The organism is Variovorax ginsengisoli (genome assembly GCF_030486595.1).
Taxonomy (GTDB): domain Bacteria; phylum Pseudomonadota; class Gammaproteobacteria; order Burkholderiales; family Burkholderiaceae_C; genus Variovorax; species Variovorax ginsengisoli_B.
This window is the reverse complement of record NZ_JAUJZH010000001.1, coordinates 470,594-487,178: the sequence shown is the minus strand read 5'-3', so window position 1 is coordinate 487,178 and position 16,585 is coordinate 470,594. Positions and strand designations below refer to the sequence as shown.

Annotated in this window: 11 protein-coding genes and 1 pseudogene; 8 read left to right on the top strand and 4 right to left on the bottom strand. The window is 64.8% G+C overall.

From position 1 onward, the window contains the following. Positions 1-79 precede the first annotated feature (79 nt). From glmS to QZH52_RS02340, 6 genes are all read left to right on the top strand, one after another. The gene (glmS, locus tag QZH52_RS02365) at positions 80-1,960 is read left to right on the top strand and encodes a glutamine--fructose-6-phosphate transaminase (isomerizing) (protein WP_301803193.1); all 1,881 of its coding nucleotides are present in this window, start codon (positions 80-82) and stop codon (positions 1,958-1,960) included. Positions 1,961-2,732: 772 nt separating this feature from the next. Continuing rightward, positions 2,733-4,574 (top strand): adenylate/guanylate cyclase domain-containing protein, encoded by a 1,842-nt coding sequence (locus QZH52_RS02360; RefSeq protein ID WP_301803190.1) that lies wholly within the window; start codon positions 2,733-2,735, stop codon positions 4,572-4,574. 12 nt (positions 4,575-4,586) lie between these two features. Continuing rightward, complete coding sequence (locus QZH52_RS02355) at positions 4,587-5,759, top strand: phosphatase PAP2 family protein (RefSeq protein ID WP_301803187.1); 1,173 nt, start codon at positions 4,587-4,589, stop codon at positions 5,757-5,759. A 12-nt stretch (positions 5,760-5,771) separates the two neighbouring features. Continuing rightward, positions 5,772-7,754, top strand: a complete 1,983-nt coding sequence (locus tag QZH52_RS02350; protein WP_301803184.1) for a S8/S53 family peptidase — start codon at positions 5,772-5,774, stop codon at positions 7,752-7,754. Positions 7,755-7,770: 16 nt separating this feature from the next. Continuing rightward, complete coding sequence (locus tag QZH52_RS02345) at positions 7,771-9,345, top strand: ABC transporter substrate-binding protein (protein WP_301803182.1); 1,575 nt, start codon at positions 7,771-7,773, stop codon at positions 9,343-9,345. Between the two features lie 121 nt (positions 9,346-9,466). Continuing rightward, positions 9,467-9,946 (top strand): aminoacyl-tRNA deacylase, encoded by a 480-nt coding sequence (locus QZH52_RS02340; RefSeq protein ID WP_301803180.1) that lies wholly within the window; start codon positions 9,467-9,469, stop codon positions 9,944-9,946. A gap of 49 nt (positions 9,947-9,995) precedes the next feature. On the opposite strand, the gene QZH52_RS02335 is transcribed toward QZH52_RS02340, so the two are convergent. Beyond that, complete coding sequence (locus QZH52_RS02335) at positions 9,996-10,442, bottom strand: patatin-like phospholipase family protein (protein WP_436411523.1); 447 nt, start codon at positions 10,440-10,442, stop codon at positions 9,996-9,998. A 60-nt stretch (positions 10,443-10,502) separates the two neighbouring features. Between QZH52_RS02335 and QZH52_RS02330 the strand changes: the two are divergent. After that, a pseudogene (locus tag QZH52_RS02330) lies at positions 10,503-10,871 on the top strand (helix-turn-helix domain-containing protein); the annotation flags it as partial. A 254-nt stretch (positions 10,872-11,125) separates the two neighbouring features. On the opposite strand, the gene QZH52_RS02325 reads toward QZH52_RS02330, so the two are convergent. Continuing rightward, on the bottom strand, positions 11,126-13,222 hold the full coding sequence (locus tag QZH52_RS02325) for a tetratricopeptide repeat protein (RefSeq protein WP_301803176.1): 2,097 nt from the start codon (positions 13,220-13,222) through the stop codon (positions 11,126-11,128). Between the two features lie 79 nt (positions 13,223-13,301). On the opposite strand from QZH52_RS02325, the gene QZH52_RS02320 reads away from it, so the two are divergent. Next, the gene (locus QZH52_RS02320; RefSeq protein ID WP_301803173.1) at positions 13,302-14,042 is read left to right on the top strand and encodes a glycosyltransferase family 32 protein; all 741 of its coding nucleotides are present in this window, start codon (positions 13,302-13,304) and stop codon (positions 14,040-14,042) included. A gap of 21 nt (positions 14,043-14,063) precedes the next feature. Here the strand turns inward: QZH52_RS02320 and QZH52_RS02315 are convergent, their stop codons facing one another. Next, complete coding sequence (locus QZH52_RS02315; RefSeq protein WP_301803170.1) at positions 14,064-14,522, bottom strand: MarR family winged helix-turn-helix transcriptional regulator; 459 nt, start codon at positions 14,520-14,522, stop codon at positions 14,064-14,066. Positions 14,523-14,618: 96 nt separating this feature from the next. Then, on the bottom strand, positions 14,619-16,547 hold the full coding sequence (locus tag QZH52_RS02310) for a tannase/feruloyl esterase family alpha/beta hydrolase (protein ID WP_301803167.1): 1,929 nt from the start codon (positions 16,545-16,547) through the stop codon (positions 14,619-14,621). Positions 16,548-16,585 lie beyond the last annotated feature (38 nt).

The following is a 16,585-nucleotide window of genomic DNA, read 5'->3' as shown; positions in this document are numbered from 1 at the left end:
ACAAAAAAAGCAATAAGTCAATCTCAAATTTCAATTGACGAAGCCTAGCATCAGGGCTCTAACCTCAGGAGCAGATCACATGTGTGGCATCGTCGGCGCCGTTTCCGGTCGCAATATCGTCCCGGTCCTGGTTCAGGGCCTGCAGCGGCTCGAATACCGCGGCTACGACTCGTGCGGCGTGGCCGTCAACGCCCACGGCCTGCAGCGCGCGCGCACCACTTCGCGGGTCGCCGACCTGCTGGCCCATGTGCGCGACGACCAGATCGAGGGCAGCACCGGCATCGCCCACACGCGCTGGGCCACGCACGGCGCGCCGGCGGTGCACAACGCGCACCCGCATTTCAGCCACGGTCCGGGCGCCGATGCCGAGACCGGCCGGCCCGGCCGCGTGGCCCTGGTGCACAACGGCATCATCGAGAACCACGAGGCGCTGCGCGCCGCGCTGCAGGCCAAGGGCTACGTGTTCGCGAGCCAGACCGACACCGAGGTCATCGTCCACCTGATCGACAGCCACTACGACGGCGACCTGTTCGAGGCCGTGAAGACCAGCGTGAAGCAGCTGCACGGCGCCTATGCCATCGCGGCCATCTGCCGCAACGAGCCGCAGCGGGTGGTCGGCGCCCGCGCCGGCTCGCCGCTGATCCTCGGCGTCGGGCAGGATGGCGGAGAGAACTTCCTGGCCAGCGATGCGATGGCCCTGGCCGGCGTGACCGACCAGATCGTCTACCTCGAGGAGGGCGACGTGGTCGACATCCAGCCCGGCAAATACTGGATCGTGGATCGGGCGCACAAGCCGGTGACCCGCACCGTGCGCACCGTGCACGCCCACAGCGGCGCCGCTGAGCTCGGCCCCTACCGGCACTATATGCAGAAGGAGATCTTCGAGCAGCCGCGCGCGATTGCCGACACGCTCGAAGGCGTCCAGGGCATCGTGCCCGAGCTGTTCGACGGCGTCGGCGTCGATGGTGCGCCGGGCGCGGCGGCCTGGCGCGTCTTCAAGGAAATCGACCGCGTGCTGATCCTGGCCTGCGGCACCAGCTACTACAGCGGCTGCACCGCCAAGTACTGGCTCGAGGGCATCGCGAAGATCCCGACCCAGGTCGAGATCGCCAGCGAATACCGCTATCGCGACTCGGTGCCCGATCCGAAGACGCTGGTCGTGACCATCAGCCAGTCGGGCGAGACCGCCGACACGCTGGCGGCGCTGCGGCATGCGCGGTCGCTGGGCATGGAGCAGACGCTGACCATCTGCAATGTGGCCACCAGTGCGATGGTGCGCGAATGCAAGCTGGCCTACATCACCCGTGCGGGTGTCGAGATCGGCGTGGCATCCACCAAGGCCTTCACGACGCAGCTGGCGGGGCTGTTCCTGCTCACGCTGGCGCTGGCGCAGGCCAAGGACCGGCTCGGCGATGCCGACGAGGCGCGCTACCTCAAGGAGATGCGGCACCTGCCGGTGGCGCTGCAGTCGGTGCTGGCGCTAGAGCCGCAGATCATCAGCTGGTCGGAGGATTTCGCGCGCAAGGAGAACGCGCTCTTCCTCGGCCGCGGCCTGCACTATCCGATCGCGCTCGAAGGCGCGCTCAAGCTCAAGGAAGTGACCTACATCCACGCCGAGGCCTACGCCGCCGGCGAACTCAAGCACGGGCCGCTGGCGCTGGTGACCAGCGAGATGCCGGTCGTGACGGTGGCGCCGAACGACGCGCTGCTCGAGAAGCTCAAGAGCAACCTGCAGGAAGTGCGCGCCCGCGGCGGCGTGCTCTATGTGCTGGCCGATGGCGACACGCGGATCGAGAACAGCGAGGGCGTCCACGTGATCCGCATGCCGGAGCACTACGGTGCGCTGTCGCCGCTGCTGCACGTCGTGCCGCTGCAACTGCTGGCCTATCACACGGCGTGCGCGCGCGGGACCGACGTGGACAAGCCGCGCAACCTGGCGAAGAGCGTGACGGTGGAGTAGGGGCGCTGTGCGCTGGCGGGGAGGAGAGGAGGAGGGTGGGGAGGGTGGGGAGGGTGGGGAGGGTGGGGCTTAGGTTTACTAAGGTTGTGGGATTTTCCCTAGGGAGATGGCGTCATTTGCTCAAAATTTGAGTTGCGGGATTTTTCGACTGAAACCTTGAGCCAACTTTTCGCCCGGGGCGCCGAACGGCCTCACGCCGCGGATATCAGCATTCGAAGAAGGTGTCCCGCTGAGTCGCGTTTACGACGTGGCCTTTGCCGTGAAGGGGTTGGTCCCGGCGTCCGATCGATTGTCCTTGGCAACTCAGTTCCCCGTGGACGGACGGGCAACGTCTGGCAACTCCAGACTGGTTGCAGTCAGTCGAGTCAGGAGCGCGCGATTACCCTTTGAAAAACTCCGGGCTCACTTCGAAATCGAGCCAATGAGCCCGTCACCGCAACTGCACCGCCAATGATCAGATGCCTTGTCGTCTGGGTCTGGGGTCTCGTTTTCTTCTCCTCGTCGCCGACACTCCTTCGACTTGGTCTCTTGGTCTCACTCACCCAGGGGATGCGCGAGAGGCGCCAGCGGCCTATGTTGCGCCTGCGAGATCCAACATCCGCACCGAAGCGAAGGCCATCTCATGAGCGGACCGGTCAGATTCGTCATTCGTCCAACCGCAAGCGGTCGTGTTGGTCCTTGGTGCGCTCGCTTGGTCGTGGCGGGCGGACTGTTCCCTTGGGAATGCCCGTCGAGGCGGCATGGACAGCAGCGGATCCATCGCACTGTCTTCATGCGCTCCAACAACAGGCTTGCCCGCGTCGAATGCGACCTCCACAATCTCCCAGTGGAGAAAATGTGGACTTTGGACCGCATCCATCGCGACCTCGAGCGTGTCGTGCGCGCCGTCTTGGTCGTCGATGTCGTCGAATCGGTCCGGTTGATACAGGAAGACGAGGGAGGCGCTATCCAGCGCTGGCGAACTTATTCGGCCGAAGTCGCCGATCGGCTCGTCCCGGCTTACGGCGGTCGTCTGGTCAAGAGTCTGGGTGACGGGCTGATGATCGAGTTTCCCTCCGCGCCAAGCGCCGTCCAGGCGGCGTTGGCGCTTCAACAGCTCAGCCTGGCCTCGAACATCGGCCTTGCGGACCGTCTCAAGATGAGGGTGCGCATCGGCGTGCACATCGGCCCGCTGATCGCCGATGCGCGCGACATCTACGGTCATGGCGTCAACCTGACCGCCCGCCTTGCGACGCTGGCCGGTCCGGACGAGATCGTGGTTTCGGCCGATGTGCGGGACCAGTTGGTTCCGGGGGTCGATGCGGACATCGAAGACCTCGGGGAGTGCTATCTCAAACATGTGACAAATCCGGTTCGTGCATTTCGGGTCGGTGTACCCGGCGAGCGACCGCTGAACGAGTCCGACGCCATCGACGGGGACCTGAAGGCCACGGTCGCCGTGATTCCATTCCTCGTCCGCGGTGTGACGGCTGGATCGTCGGTTCTCGGTCAAGCCTTGGTAGACGACGTCATCACGGCGTTGTCCCGCTCGCAAGAAATCAATGTGGTGTCGCGGCTGTCCACGATTTCGCTGGGTGGCCGCAAGATGACGCTGGACGCTCTGGCGCTCCACTTGAATGCCGACTACCTGGTTTCGGGCTCGCTGGTGGCCAGCGGTGAACATTTGAGACTCAAAACCGAACTGGCCGAGGCGAAATCCCGGAAGGTCGTCTGGTCGAAGACATTGAGGGGAACGGTCAAGGGCGTCATCGCCGGCAAGGATGAACTCGCCGACAGGTTGGTGAGCGATATCTGCAACGCACTGATGGCGCACGAACTGCAGCGTGCGACCGGCAAGGCCTTGGCGACGCTCGAGAGTCGCACGCTGCTCCTGGCCAGTATCAACCTCATGCATCGCATCTCGCCTTTGGCCTTCCATCGAGCGCAGCAGATGCTCGAGGCGCTGATCGAGCGATCGCCGCGCCTGGCGGCTCCTTACGCATGGCTGGCCAAATCTTATGTGCTGCGGGTGACGCAGGGATGGTCGGACGACGCGCTGGCGGACGGAAGACGGGCACTGGAGAACACGCGTCGCGCACTGGACCGCGATCCGACGCTCTCACTTGCGATGACCGTAGAGGGTCAGGTCAACACCTACATCCTGAAGCACCTTGACGTGGCGCAGGATCGCTACGAGGCGGCGCTGAACGAGAACCCCAACGACTCGCTCGCCTGGCTGCTCAAGGGCACGCTGCACGCCTTCCGGGACGAGGGCAAGGAGGCTGTGCGGCACACCCGCCAGGCGTTGAGGCTGTCACCGCTCGATCCCCTGAAGTACTACTTCGACTCGCTGGCGGCAACAGCAGCCCTGTCTGCCGGGCAGTATCCGAGAGCCGTGAGCCTTGCACAGGCATCGCTGCGACTGAACCGGGTGCACACTTCGACCCTGCGAGCGCTGATCACCGCGCTGTGGGAGCTTGGTCGCGAAGATGAAGCACGGGAGGCGGCGCGCGATCTGCTGAAGATCGATCCGAACTTCAAGGTGTCCGCATTCATGGAACGGTCCCCGGCAGCGCCGTTTCAACTGGGTCGGGTGGTGGCCCGAGCCTTGCAAAGCGCCGGAATTCCACAATAAGGAGAAATCGACATGAGCTATCTCGAAGGAGTGGAAGGAGTCGAGGGCGTTGAGGGGGTTGAAGGAGTGGAAGGGGTGGAGGGCGTCGAGGGGGTTGGCGCTTTTGCGCGATCGCCCGTTTCGTCGCTGATTGCGCATCGCGAGGGCATCGTCGGGTATTGGGTCACGCCGGTGAATCCGCCCGCGTGGAACAGCGCGCCGCTCGATCCTGCTGACCCCAACTCCGGGTCCATGCGGGGCCCCCTTGAGCGATGGGATCCCCGCATCCGGCGCTTCGTGTTCGAGTTCGAGTTGCTTTCGTCGCTCTACTTCGTATTCGAGGCGCCGCAAGTCGGCGGGGTTGCGCAGCCACGAGCCACGCTGTACAGCATGCAACAGACCAACGGCGGTGTATCGAGCAGCACGCCGCCCACGGGCTCCTGGACGTCCTTCGTGACGATGATCCGACCCGACGAACCCAAGCTGCTCCGACAACTCGATTTCCTCAACGGATACGCGGACCTGCGGGCCGACCGCGCGCGCGAGATCGTCGCTCAGATGTCGCCTCAGTACGCTTTCTGGAACTCCGTCGTGCCGATCTACCCGGATCGGCACCGGTACACGTTGGAACTGATCGGGATGGTGCTGCGGCTCGCCAAGTACGCCGAAATGCAGTTCAAGAACGCGCTGTGTGTGCGTCGCCCCGACGAATATTCGCCCCAGATACAGCCGATCCTCCAGACGCCGCCCCACGGTTCAATGCCCAGCGGCCATTCCACGGAGGCACATGCCGTTGCCCGTGTGCTGTCCAGGCTGATCCTGAATGCGACCGGCACGACGGTCGCAAGTCGTCTGCTGCTGCATCAGCAGTTGATGCGGCAGGCTGCCCGCATTGCCATCAATCGAACCGTGGCAGGCCTGCACTATCCGGTCGATAGCATGGCCGGTCAGGCGCTGGGTCTGGCCGTCGGCGACTACTTCGTCGCGCGGGCGAAGGGTGGGGGCATGGTGGATTTCTGGACGTTCGACGGCACCGCCTACCCGGGCGACCAGGATTTCACGGGCGGGGAAATCTACGACGTAGCCCAGGATGACCGCATCTTTCCGGTAGCGGGCTACCTGGCGAAGGGCAACGCTCAATTCAGTGTCGACGCGGCGCCCAAGCTGAAATGGCTCTGGGATCTGGCAGCTCGCGAGTGGGCTTGACGCGAGGCGATCATGAATCCACAAAGACGCTCGGACGGTGCCGCCTCTCCAACGCCGGCGCAGCCCTATCTGGACTGGGCGATCGCCACGAACTTCGCCTTCCTGCGGCCCGGAGACTGGATACCACTCCTCGTGGAAACTTACCCGTTGGTCACGCGGAGTCGATTCCTCGGCCTCGAATGGCTTCTCGACACGCACCGGAAAGACGTCCGCATCGCCAACCTATCCACCAAATCGCTGCCTGGGGAGATGGAGTTGGCGGGACTCAATCACTATGTGATCCTGATCCGGCGCACAGCGGCTCTCGAGCTCACGTCCGGCGAGAGTTGGAAGCAGACGATCCGCATGGCCGAAATGGGCCCGCCCATTCCCCCAGGCGTTCCGGAGGAGGGACCCTCGCCCGATGCGCCCGCGAGCACCACGCCCGACCCGACGCTTGCCGGTGACCGCGTTCTGATTGCAGTGATCGACGAAGGCGTCGCCTTCGCTCATCCGCGCTTCCGCACCGCCGGCGGGATGGGGTCTTCGACGCGAATCAGGTACGTGTGGCAGCAGGATGTCGCGACGCCCTTCAACGAACTCACGGGAGGGAAAATTGACTCGACCGTCGGCGGCGCGAACAAGCTCGATGGCGGCGACGAAGGCGTCTATCGCGCCATCGGCGACCTGAAGATGGATGTCGACGGGTACAAGCCGTTGGCACACCGTCGCTCGCACGGTACGAACGTGCTGGACCTCGCGGCCGGATTCGAACCGACGGATCCCGATGGAATGAAAAGGCCCATCATCGTCGTCGGCATGCCGGAAGCGGCCGTGGGAGACCCTGCATCGTCGACGTTGGTGCCTCATGCCTACTGGGGCCTGCTATACATCTTCTGGCGCGCCCTCTCGATGCGCAAGGGCGACGAGGAACTGCCGGTGGTTGTCAACATCAGCTATGGCCCGCACGACGGGCCACATGACGGCAGCACGATTCTCGAGCGGCTCATGGACAGTCTCGTCCAGCTGACGCCCAGTTTGGGAATTCCGATGCAGATCGTCCTGGCCGCCGGCAACTATCGCCAGTCGCGCGCCCACGCGAGCCTCACGGTACCGCCAGCGCAAGCACGCAAGCTCGAGTGGCGATTGCAGCCGTGCACCCTGACACCCAGCAACATGGAAATCTGGTTGCCATCGATTGCGGGTGCCGCTGTCGAGGTCACGCTGACTGTGCCGGACGGACGCCAGTTCAAGGTTTCTCCCACGGCGTTGTCGGCTGGCGATGGAACCATCCTGGCGCAGTACACCTATTTCCCACAGCGCACCCTCATCACGTTGTTTGCTTCGCCGACTGCCGCAGATCCCTGGGTTGACCCGCCTTATCTGACAGTTCCTTCCGGGCGATGGTCAGTGACGGTCAAGAACATCTCGCAGATGCCACTGGACATCGACGCTTGGATCAAGCGCAGCGACACGCCCGGCGGGCGCCGGGCAAAGGGGCGGCAATCCTATTTCGATGACCCGCGCTACAGGCGATTCGACGACAACAGCCGGCCAACCGAATTCGATGACCCCGCCACGACAAGTTACGTCAAGCGCCAGGGCACGCTGAGCGGCATCGCGACCGGAACCCGCACTTTCGTGATCGGCGCCTACCAGCGGCAGGCCACCCCGTGCGCCTGGATACCTGCGCTCTATTCGTCGGAGGCTTCTCGCACCATGAGAGCACCCGACTGGCTTGCGCCTGGCGACGATTCGACAGCCTGCCCAGGGGCGTTGAGCGCCGGGCCGCGCAATGGCACCCGCATCGCAATGCGCGGAACCAGTGTGGCCGCACCGCAAGCTGCGCGCTACTACGCGAATCAGGCGGGCAAGCCGCCGCCAATTCCTCCACCCGGTGCTCTTGTGCCCGTTTCGAATCGTGTGCCGACAGCCGACAAACCATGGGTCGCTGGCGCCGGGTTGATGGACTTGCGGCCTCCGCTCGATCGCATCTGGGGCAACAACCGCCCCTGACGAAGCGCTCTCGCCCATGAATACCTCGTTCAAACGAATTGCGATGGGCGCCGCGGTGGCTGCGAGTTGCGCCGCCCACGCGCAAGTTCTGCGCTGGGCAAGCCAAGGCGACCTGCTCACGCTCGACCCCTACTCGCAAAACGAACTCCTGACCAACTCGATCAACGGACAGGTCTACGAGACACTCGTCGGGCGAGACAAGGATCTGAAGGTCGTTCCTGCGCTGGCCACCGAATGGCAGCAGTTGAGCCCCACCCGCTGGCGGATGGTCCTGCGCCGCGGCGTGAAGTTCCATGGCGGCCAGGACTTCTCCGCCGACGACGTCGTGTTTTCGGTGGAGCGCGCAAGGGACAAAGCATCGAACATTCGCCCGTATGCCGCCGGGCTGGGCGAGGTGCGCAAGATCGACGACCTGACCGTGGAGTTCCTGCTGCCGCAGTTCAACCCGATCTTCCTCGAGCACGCAACGCTGGTGCAAATGATGAGCAAGGCCTGGTGCGAAGAACACGACGCCTCGAAGCCCCAGGACTTCAAGGGCGGCGAGATGAAATACACCACGCTGCATGCCAACGGCACCGGCCCGTATGTCGTCGTGTCCCGGCAACCGGATGTCAAGACGACCTTCAAGCGCAATCCGAACTGGTGGGGGTCGTTCGAAGGCAACGTGCAGGAAGTGGTCTACACGCCCATCAAGACCGACTCGACACGAACGGCTGCGCTGGTTTCCGGCGAACTCGATCTGGTCCTCGACCCGCCGCCGCAGGGCATCGAACGACTTCGCACCGCCGCCGGTACGAAGGTCTTGGACGGCGCGGAGAACCGCATCATCTTCATCGGCATGGACCAGGGACGGGACGAGCTTCTCTACAGCTCCGTCAAGGGCCGCAATCCGTTCAAGGATGTGCGTGTGCGCAAGGCGCTCTACCAGGCGGTGGACATCGAGGCCTTGCGCACCAGCATCATGCTGGGCCAGGCGCGGCCCACGGGTGCGATGGCGCCTTCGCCGCTGGGCATCTACAACGATCCGGCGCTGGAGCAGCGCCTGCCCTTCGACCCGAAGCGCGCAACTGCCCTGATGGCAGATGCGGGTTTCCCGCAAGGCTTCGAGGTCACCCTGGACTGCCCGAACAATCGCTACGTCAACGACGAACGGATCTGCATCGCGCTGGCCGGCATGTGGGCGCAGATCGGTGTGAAGGTCAACGTCCGCGCACAGCCGAGGGCGCAGTACTTTGCCAAGGTCGAGAAACTGGATGTGTCGATGTACATGCTGGGCTGGGGCGGCGCCATCACCGACGCCGAAGTCACGTTGACGCCGGTGCTGCGATCACGCGGGGAAGGCGGAGTCGGCTACTACAACTACGGGAACTACAAGAACGCGAAGCTCGACGAGCTCGCGGCAGCGTCGTCCACCGAGCAGGATCCCGGCAAGCGCGAGCAGTTGATCAAGGCAGCCTTTGCCGAGCACAACGAACAGGTGCACCACATCCCCCTGCACCGCCAGGTGATTCCATGGGCCATGCGCAGCAACATCGATGCGGTGCATCGGCCGGACAACTGGCTCGAATGGCGGTGGATCAGCGTTCGTTGAGAGTCGCCGACCCGTACGCGCGAGGCCGCGGCCCCTGCCGCTCAACCATTTGCGATCCCCCGCCGGCAAGAGCAAACTGACGGGGCGGCGACCCCGCCGTGTTTGCGCAAGGAGGATTGCCATGTCCATTCCTTCCCATCTGTCCAGCTACCTCGACCAGCGTGGCGCGCACTACGAGATCTCCACGCACGCACGAAGCCACAGCAGCCTGGAGACCGCCCGCTGCGCCAATGTCAGCCTGGGCCAGCTGGCCAAATCGGTCATCCTGGAGGACGAAAGAGGCTGCGTGATGGCCGTCGTTCCCGCCGACCGGATGGTCATGCTCGGCGAGTTCTCACGCTTCGTCGGCCGCCACAGGCTGAAGCTGGCCGGCGAGGCCCGGATCGCGGCGCTGTTCGGCGACTGCGAGCCCGGCGCGATCCCGCCCGTCGGCATGGCGTGGGGCGTGCCGACCATCGTCGATGACGAGCTCGAGTCCAATGACGTCGTCTACATGGAAGGTGGCGATCACGAGCGGCTGCTGCGGATGTCGCACGCGCAGTTTCGTGCGCTGATGCGGGCCCAGCCGCACGGGAGCTTCTCGAAGACGCCGGCTAACTGAACAGCCTGACGGCGCGCCGCCACAAGCCCGAGCCCCGGCCGCCCCAGCCTCAGTGCGTGTGGAAGACCTGCGGACCCGGATTCGGCGCAGCCCGCAGCCCGCCGCCGTGCAGCCAGGATCGCGTGGTGTCGGCGGCGCGTTCGATCAACGCGGCGCAGTGGTCATCGTCATAGGATGAGATTTCGAGCGGGCAGAGCGCGGGCACGACGCAGATGCGGACCCGCGACGCGAAGTGCTCGATGTCCTGCACCAACTGGCGCGCCACCACGAGGCTGAGGGCGTGCATCGTGTGGCCGATCCAGCCGCGAGGCGGAGTCCGCACCGCGCGGGCGAAGCCGGCAGGCAGCACGATGACATCCGTCGCGCCCAGTCGCACCGCCGCCGCGATGGGCGTGTTGCTGCACACTCCGCCATCCACCAATTCACGACCTTCGATCGAGATGGGCGGGAACACGCCCGGGATGGCGCTGCTCGCCAGAACGGCTTCGACCGGCAAATACGAAAGCGGTTCGAGTCGTCATGGGCTGGGTCGCGGCCGATGGAAGGGCGTGTTTACGAGCATTCCGCGCTGCTGGAATTGCTCCCGCGCACCGATCGCATCCAGAAGGCACTGACGTATGCGAAAAGTCATCTGACAAACGAGCTCTCGGTCGAAGAACTTGCGGATGCTGTACACCTCAGCCCTCGTCAGTTCGGCCGCGTATTTCGAGAGGAGACTGGACAAACTCCCGCCAGAGCGGTCGAGCGTCTCCGAACCGAAGCAGCGCGGCTGATGATCGAGTCACAGCTTCTACCCGTCGAGACTGTCGCGAGGGACACCGGCTTCGGCGACCCCGACAGGATGCGCCGGGCGTTTCTCCGAGCGTACGGCCAGCCCCCTCAGGTCATCCGCCGAGCAAATCGCTCCGAGGCACAGCGCGCTTAATGGAAAGTCTTGAATTTTTGTTGCTACAACTGGCCTGAAAGCAATGCGGACATTCGCAACGGTCGGGCGGATGACGGCACCGAGCGGCAACCAAAATCGTCGACGTAAAGCCTTGCACTCTTCACGGCTGATTGAGCTGCCGGTTCGAGCGGTACTGCGGTCAAATTGTCCACAACTGGGGCGGAATGCAAGTTTTGTCCGCAGTCAATGCAAAGCTGCGCCCGCCGAAGCCTCTGCCGCGTGGCCGGGCCATCTCAAATCGGCAACGCGTCGATCCAAAGGTGATCGGGCTCGAACCCATTTCGCCTGCGCTCCGCCATCGCCTCATAGGCGGCCTCGATGTGGCGCGCGAAGCGCGGCGTGTCGAAGAGCGGCATCCGGTCGCGCTCCACGCGCAAGCGATCGCGCAGGCTTGCCAGGTCCTCCGGGTTGTTCGCGAGTCTCCGTGCCGCCGCCTCGTAGTCGGTCACGCTGTGCGTGACCAGCTCAGCCAGGCCGGCCGCATGCAGCAGGCTGGACGCCACGCGTGCAGGGAAGGTGCTTCCTGCCAAAGTCAGCACCGGCAGGCCAGCCCAGAGTGCATCGCTGCAGGTGGTGTGCGCATTGCAGTGGAAGGTATCGAGGAACAGGTCGGCATGGGCGTGGCGCGCCAGGTGATCGGCCAGGGGCGCTCGGCTGGCCCAGACGATGCGCTCGGACGACACGCCGCGCGCCTGCGCCTCGGCGGCGATCTCGGCCTGCATGCGCTCGCTGCCCGCCAGCAGCCACAGCACGCTGGAAGGCACATCGCGCAGCAGGCGCATCCAGACGTCGAATACGTCGGGCGTGAGCTTGAAGCTGTTGTTGAAACAGGCAAAGACGAAGCCTTGAGCCGGAAGGCCCATGGCTTCGCGGGAAGGCACGCCTTCTGCGATTCGCTTGGTGTTGTCGTTCGCCTGGTAGCTTTCGGGTAGCCGCACCACTTTCTCGGTGTAGAACGCCTCCTCGCCGCTGCGTATCAGGCGCGGATCGGCGATGAGGTAGTCCATGTACGTGCACCCCATCGTCCCGGGGAAGCCGAGGTAGTTGACCTGCAGCGGCGCCGCGCGACGGGCGAAGATGCCGGCCCGAAAACCCTGTGTGAAGCCGTTGAGATCGACTGCGATGTCGATGCACGCCTCGCGTGCCATGTCGGCGATCTCGGCGTCGCTGTGATCGCCGACCTCGATGAAATGATCGAAGGCCTCGCTGACCCGGCGACCCAGTTCGTCGCCTTCGCCGTGGGCGAGCGAATAGCCGAACCACTCGAACCGCGTGTGGTCGTGGCATTCGAAAAGCCGGACCATGAGTTGCGATGTCGCGTGGTTTCGGAAGTCGGAGGAGAAGTAGGCAATGCGAAGCTTGCGGGTGGCGTCACCCGGCGGCGCACTCGCCGCTGCCGACTCGTCGTTGGCGCGCGCCGGATACCTGCTCTCGGCGAAGGTTCGCGCGCAGGCCTGCAGCGTCGCAGCATCCGCCGGTGTTCCCATCAACGAGAACGGGGTCGCGACGCGTTCGCCCTGCCCGACCCGCGCCAACAACCCCTGAGTGTCGCGTTCCCAGTCCTGCCAGATGCACTCGTGCATGCGCAGATGCAGCAGGTGGCCGGGCAGGTAGTCGCTGTCCGGAGCCACTTTCGCCAACGCCTCGTAGGCGGCCAGCGCCTCCGGATAGCGCCGCAGCGCGAGCAGGCTGGTGGCGTGATCCTCCAGGACGGCGACGTTGCCGGGGTCCAGGGCCAGCGCGCGATCGTAACTCTGCAGCGCTTCGAGCCCGCGGCCGAGGCGAGTGAGCACCGAGCCTCGATCGCTCCAGGCGGCGGCACGATCCGGTTCCAGCGCCAGGGCCCGGTCGTAACAAACCAGCGCTTCGTTGAAATGCTCCAAACCGGTCAAGGCATTCGCGAGGTTGTGCAACAGCAATGGCGAACGCGGATTCTTGCGCTCGGCGCGGCGAAACGCCGCCACGGCGCGTTCGTCCTCGTGCAAGGCGGCATAGGCGACACCGAGTTCGTGCAGCGCTTCGAAGTAGTCGCCGCCCACTTTGAGCGAGCGTTCGAATGAAGTCGTCGCCTCGCGCGCCCGGCCGCTCTGGAGCTGCACACGACCGAGATAGAACAAGCACTCCGGCGAGCACTTGGACAGCTGGGCGGCCTTCGTCAGGTATTCCTCGCAAGCCTCCGTCTCGCCGCGGTTGCCGCAGATGTAGGCCAGCAGTTCGTAGGCCTTGGACGGTGGGTTCGGCTTGGCTACGATCTGGCGCAGCAGCGGTTCTGCGCTCTTGATTTGGCCGGCGCGGAAGTAGCGCTCGGCCCATGCGATCTGGACGTCCATGGGGTCGCGAGTCTATGGTGATTCGATGGGCACGCCAAGCGTAGAATCGCGCCACCCAGGCTGAGCTTCTCGACGACGCATGCTTCAAAAGCCATTGCTTACCCGCATCCCCAGGATATTGCATCAGACCAATGCCCATGCCGCGCTTCCCGCGGAGCTGGCGGAGCACGTCCGGAAGCTTCAGGTTCAGAACCCGGGCTGGCGCTACGAGTTCTACGATGACAACGCCTGCGTCGATTTCATCTGCAAGAACTACGACCCGCGGATCCAGAAGGCCTATGACAGGATCAATCCCCGGTACGGGGCTGCGCGGGCGGACTTCTTTCGCTATCTGTTGATCTACAGGGTGGGCGGCGTTTACCTGGATCTCAAGAGCGGCTTGACCAAGAGGCTCGACGACATCGTTTCAAGTCACGAGTATCTGCTTTCGCACTGGGACAACGGGCCCGATGGAACGCATCCCGGATGGGGCGGGCACTTCTCGAACTTCCCGCAAGGCGAGTTCCAGAACTGGTATGTGGCCGCTGCGCCCCGCCACGTCATTCTCAGAGCCGTCATCGAACACGTGCTGAACAACATCGAGAACTACACGGTCGAACGGTTCGGCGTAGGCCCCGAAGGGGTCTTCTACACGACCGGTCCGGTTGCCTACACCGAGGCCATCGTGCCTTTGCTCAAGAGCGCGAACTACCATCTCGAGAGGACGAACTACAAGATGGGGTTCATCTTCAATGCGCTGGGGCCTCAGTACAGGAAACTGGTGTACGAATCGCGGCCCCACTACTCGGCACTCGACGAACCGGTCGTCCTGCCGGGCTGAAGCGACTCCGCGTGTTCTGACTCAGCCGCGTCGATGCGCGGACACGCGCTGCAGCAACTCGAAGAGCAAAGCACTTTCGCCTGGCGTCAGATGGCCCAGAAGTTCTTTCTCCATCGACAGGGCGACCGCCTCCGCCTTCTTGACCAGGTCGGCGCCCTTGCGGGTCAGCCGCACGTGCTGCGAGCGCCGATCGACTTCGCTGCGGCTGCGACCCAGCAAGCCGCGGGCCTCCAGCCGGTCGAGCGTCACCGTGAGGTAGGGCACTGACACGGCGAGCGCGCGCGCCAGCTGCTTCGGGGCGACATCGCGGTTCGAGTCGACCAGCACGAGCAGCGAATATTCGACCCGGCGGAGATCGAATGGCTCTCCCACGTGCTTGAGGAACAGGTTGGTCGTGGGGATCGCCGCCTGCACGAGGCTGTAGCCGAGAAGCCGGCGCATGCGCTCGTCTTCGAGGCCACCGCGAGGGGGGGAGTGCACAGCGGACTCGTGCGTTGGGATTGGGGGGCGTGCCGTCATGTCGGCGGCCAGTGTAGCGGCCGCCTTCTGCCGTTCATGCCGGCACGCAGGAGCGCTTCAGGGCGTGCAGACGTAGTTGGCCGGATCGTTCTGCGCTGTCAGCGCAGTCTGCGAAGTGCCCGTCGCGCCGGTGTACTTCGCGTACTGCGGATAGGGGCACAGCGGCCGTACCCGGGTCGTCGCCCCTGTCGGCAGCGTCCAGCCGAACTGGGCCGGTGTGGTGGTGCTGGAACGCGCGATCAGCCGGTCCGGCGCCTGTCCTTTTTCGACCCAGTTCACGACCGCTGTGAAGGCCGGAAACGAATCGGTTGCGGGACCGCCGCTGCAATGGTTCATGCCTGGGACGGCAAAGAGCCGTGCGAAGTCCTTGACCGTGCCGTTCGCGGCCGTCTGGCTCAGCGCGCTGTACCAGTTGGCCGTGTAGTTGAACGAGAACACCGGATCGCTGGTGCCGTGATAGACGATCAGCTTGCCGCCCTTGTTCTTGAAAGTGGACAGGTCGGTCGAATGCGTGCCCATGAAGTCATAGGCCGATGTGCCGTAGATGCCGCTGGTGGTGGTGATCTTCGGTGCATCGTTGTCCCAGTCGAAACGCAGCTGGTATTGAACCAGCGAGTTCGCGGTCGACAGGCCTTGCGTGGGCGGCGTGGTGAAGACGAGCGGACCGGCGCCACCGCCGAGCGTCACGTTGATCGCGCCATTCACGCCCGGTGCGCCAAAGCCGGGGATCCCCACCTTCCAGATCAGCCAGCCGGTCGAGCCGATGCCCGCGTCCCACGGCCAGTCCGCATAGAGCGCGGTGCCGGCGCTGTTCTTCGGGCCGCCCATGACCTTCTGCATGGCCGTGACCTGTGCCGGGACGAGGCAGTCCGCCGGCGCGCCCGCGGCGCCGCAGGCCAGCGTGCTCACGTCGAAGGCACATGACTTGTTGATCATGCCGTCGACCAGGCCGTCGTCGGCATCGCATCTGGCGAGGATCGCCGTCTGGATGGCCTTCCATTGCGGCATCGTGAAGGCCGAGGAGAGCAGTGGCGTGGTGCCGGCCCCCGGGCCGGCGGTCTCGAAGAATCCCTGTGCCGCCGCTGCCGCACCGAACTGCTGGGTGTCCCAGGCTTCCGCCAGCCACGCCTTGGGCAGATCGGAGCCGGGGTCGCCGGCCACGACGCCGTCGAACTCGTCGCCGAAGCGCTGCGACACCATCATGGCTTCGCGCCCGCCTTCGGAGCAGCCCATGAAATAGGCGTAGTCCTGCTTCTTGCCGTAATAGCGCGTGATCAATTGGTTGGCGAGCTGCTTGGTCTGGCCGATGGCGTTGTAGCCGAAGTCCAGGCGCGCCTGCGGATCGAGGCCGAAGGCCGAACTGCCGGCGTTGTTCGGGTCGCTGTTGACGCTGTCGCTGTGCCCGCTGTCGTCCGATACGGTCGCGTAGCCGGAGAGCAGCGGATTGACCGCCTCGCCATTGGTGATGACGCCCGTCGTGTTGGGGATGGATCCATCCGTTCCGCCGCCGCCGCTGAAGAAGAGGCGGCTGTTCCACGTGCTGGGCAGGTTGATCTGGAAACCGATCGCATAGGTGGTCTGCGCGTCGGTCTGGCCGGCGGCCTTGAAGCCCGTCCGGCCGCCGTTGATTGTGCCGACCACGGCGCAATAGGTCTGCGGATTGCCGTTCGCGTCGGTGGCGGTGGTCTTCGACAGCGTGGCGGACGTGATGCTCACCTTGCGACCGGTCGCCGACAGTTCGGACGCCAGCGTCGCCACCGCGGCGCAGCCGGCCGTGGCGTCGGGGTTGTTGAGAAGCGGCGGCTGCGCCGATGCGGAAGGCGCCGGAGGAGCGGCTGGCGCAGGCGCGGGGGCAGGGGCAGGGGCAGGGACAGGGGCGCTTGCGATCGGCAACGAAAATCCGCCGCCCCCGCCGCCACAACCGCTCACGGCGGCAGCGGACAGGGCACCCGCAAGCAAGACCTTCAACGTGGCGTGGGACTCCATGATGTCTCCTGTTGTTAACTATTCTTTGCAGCGATTCC

Coding starts and splice junctions, on each gene's coding strand:
- glmS (WP_301803193.1), top strand. CDS start 80: ATGTGTGGCATCGTCGGCGCCGTTTCCGGTCGCAATATCGTCCCGGTC.
- QZH52_RS02360 (WP_301803190.1), top strand. CDS start 2,733: ATGCGCTCCAACAACAGGCTTGCCCGCGTCGAATGCGACCTCCACAAT.
- QZH52_RS02355 (WP_301803187.1), top strand. CDS start 4,587: ATGAGCTATCTCGAAGGAGTGGAAGGAGTCGAGGGCGTTGAGGGGGTT.
- QZH52_RS02350 (WP_301803184.1), top strand. CDS start 5,772: ATGAATCCACAAAGACGCTCGGACGGTGCCGCCTCTCCAACGCCGGCG.
- QZH52_RS02345 (WP_301803182.1), top strand. CDS start 7,771: ATGAATACCTCGTTCAAACGAATTGCGATGGGCGCCGCGGTGGCTGCG.
- QZH52_RS02340 (WP_301803180.1), top strand. CDS start 9,467: ATGTCCATTCCTTCCCATCTGTCCAGCTACCTCGACCAGCGTGGCGCG.
- QZH52_RS02325 (WP_301803176.1), bottom strand. CDS start 13,222: ATGGACGTCCAGATCGCATGGGCCGAGCGCTACTTCCGCGCCGGCCAA.
- QZH52_RS02320 (WP_301803173.1), top strand. CDS start 13,302: ATGCTTCAAAAGCCATTGCTTACCCGCATCCCCAGGATATTGCATCAG.
- QZH52_RS02310 (WP_301803167.1), bottom strand. CDS start 16,547: ATGGAGTCCCACGCCACGTTGAAGGTCTTGCTTGCGGGTGCCCTGTCC.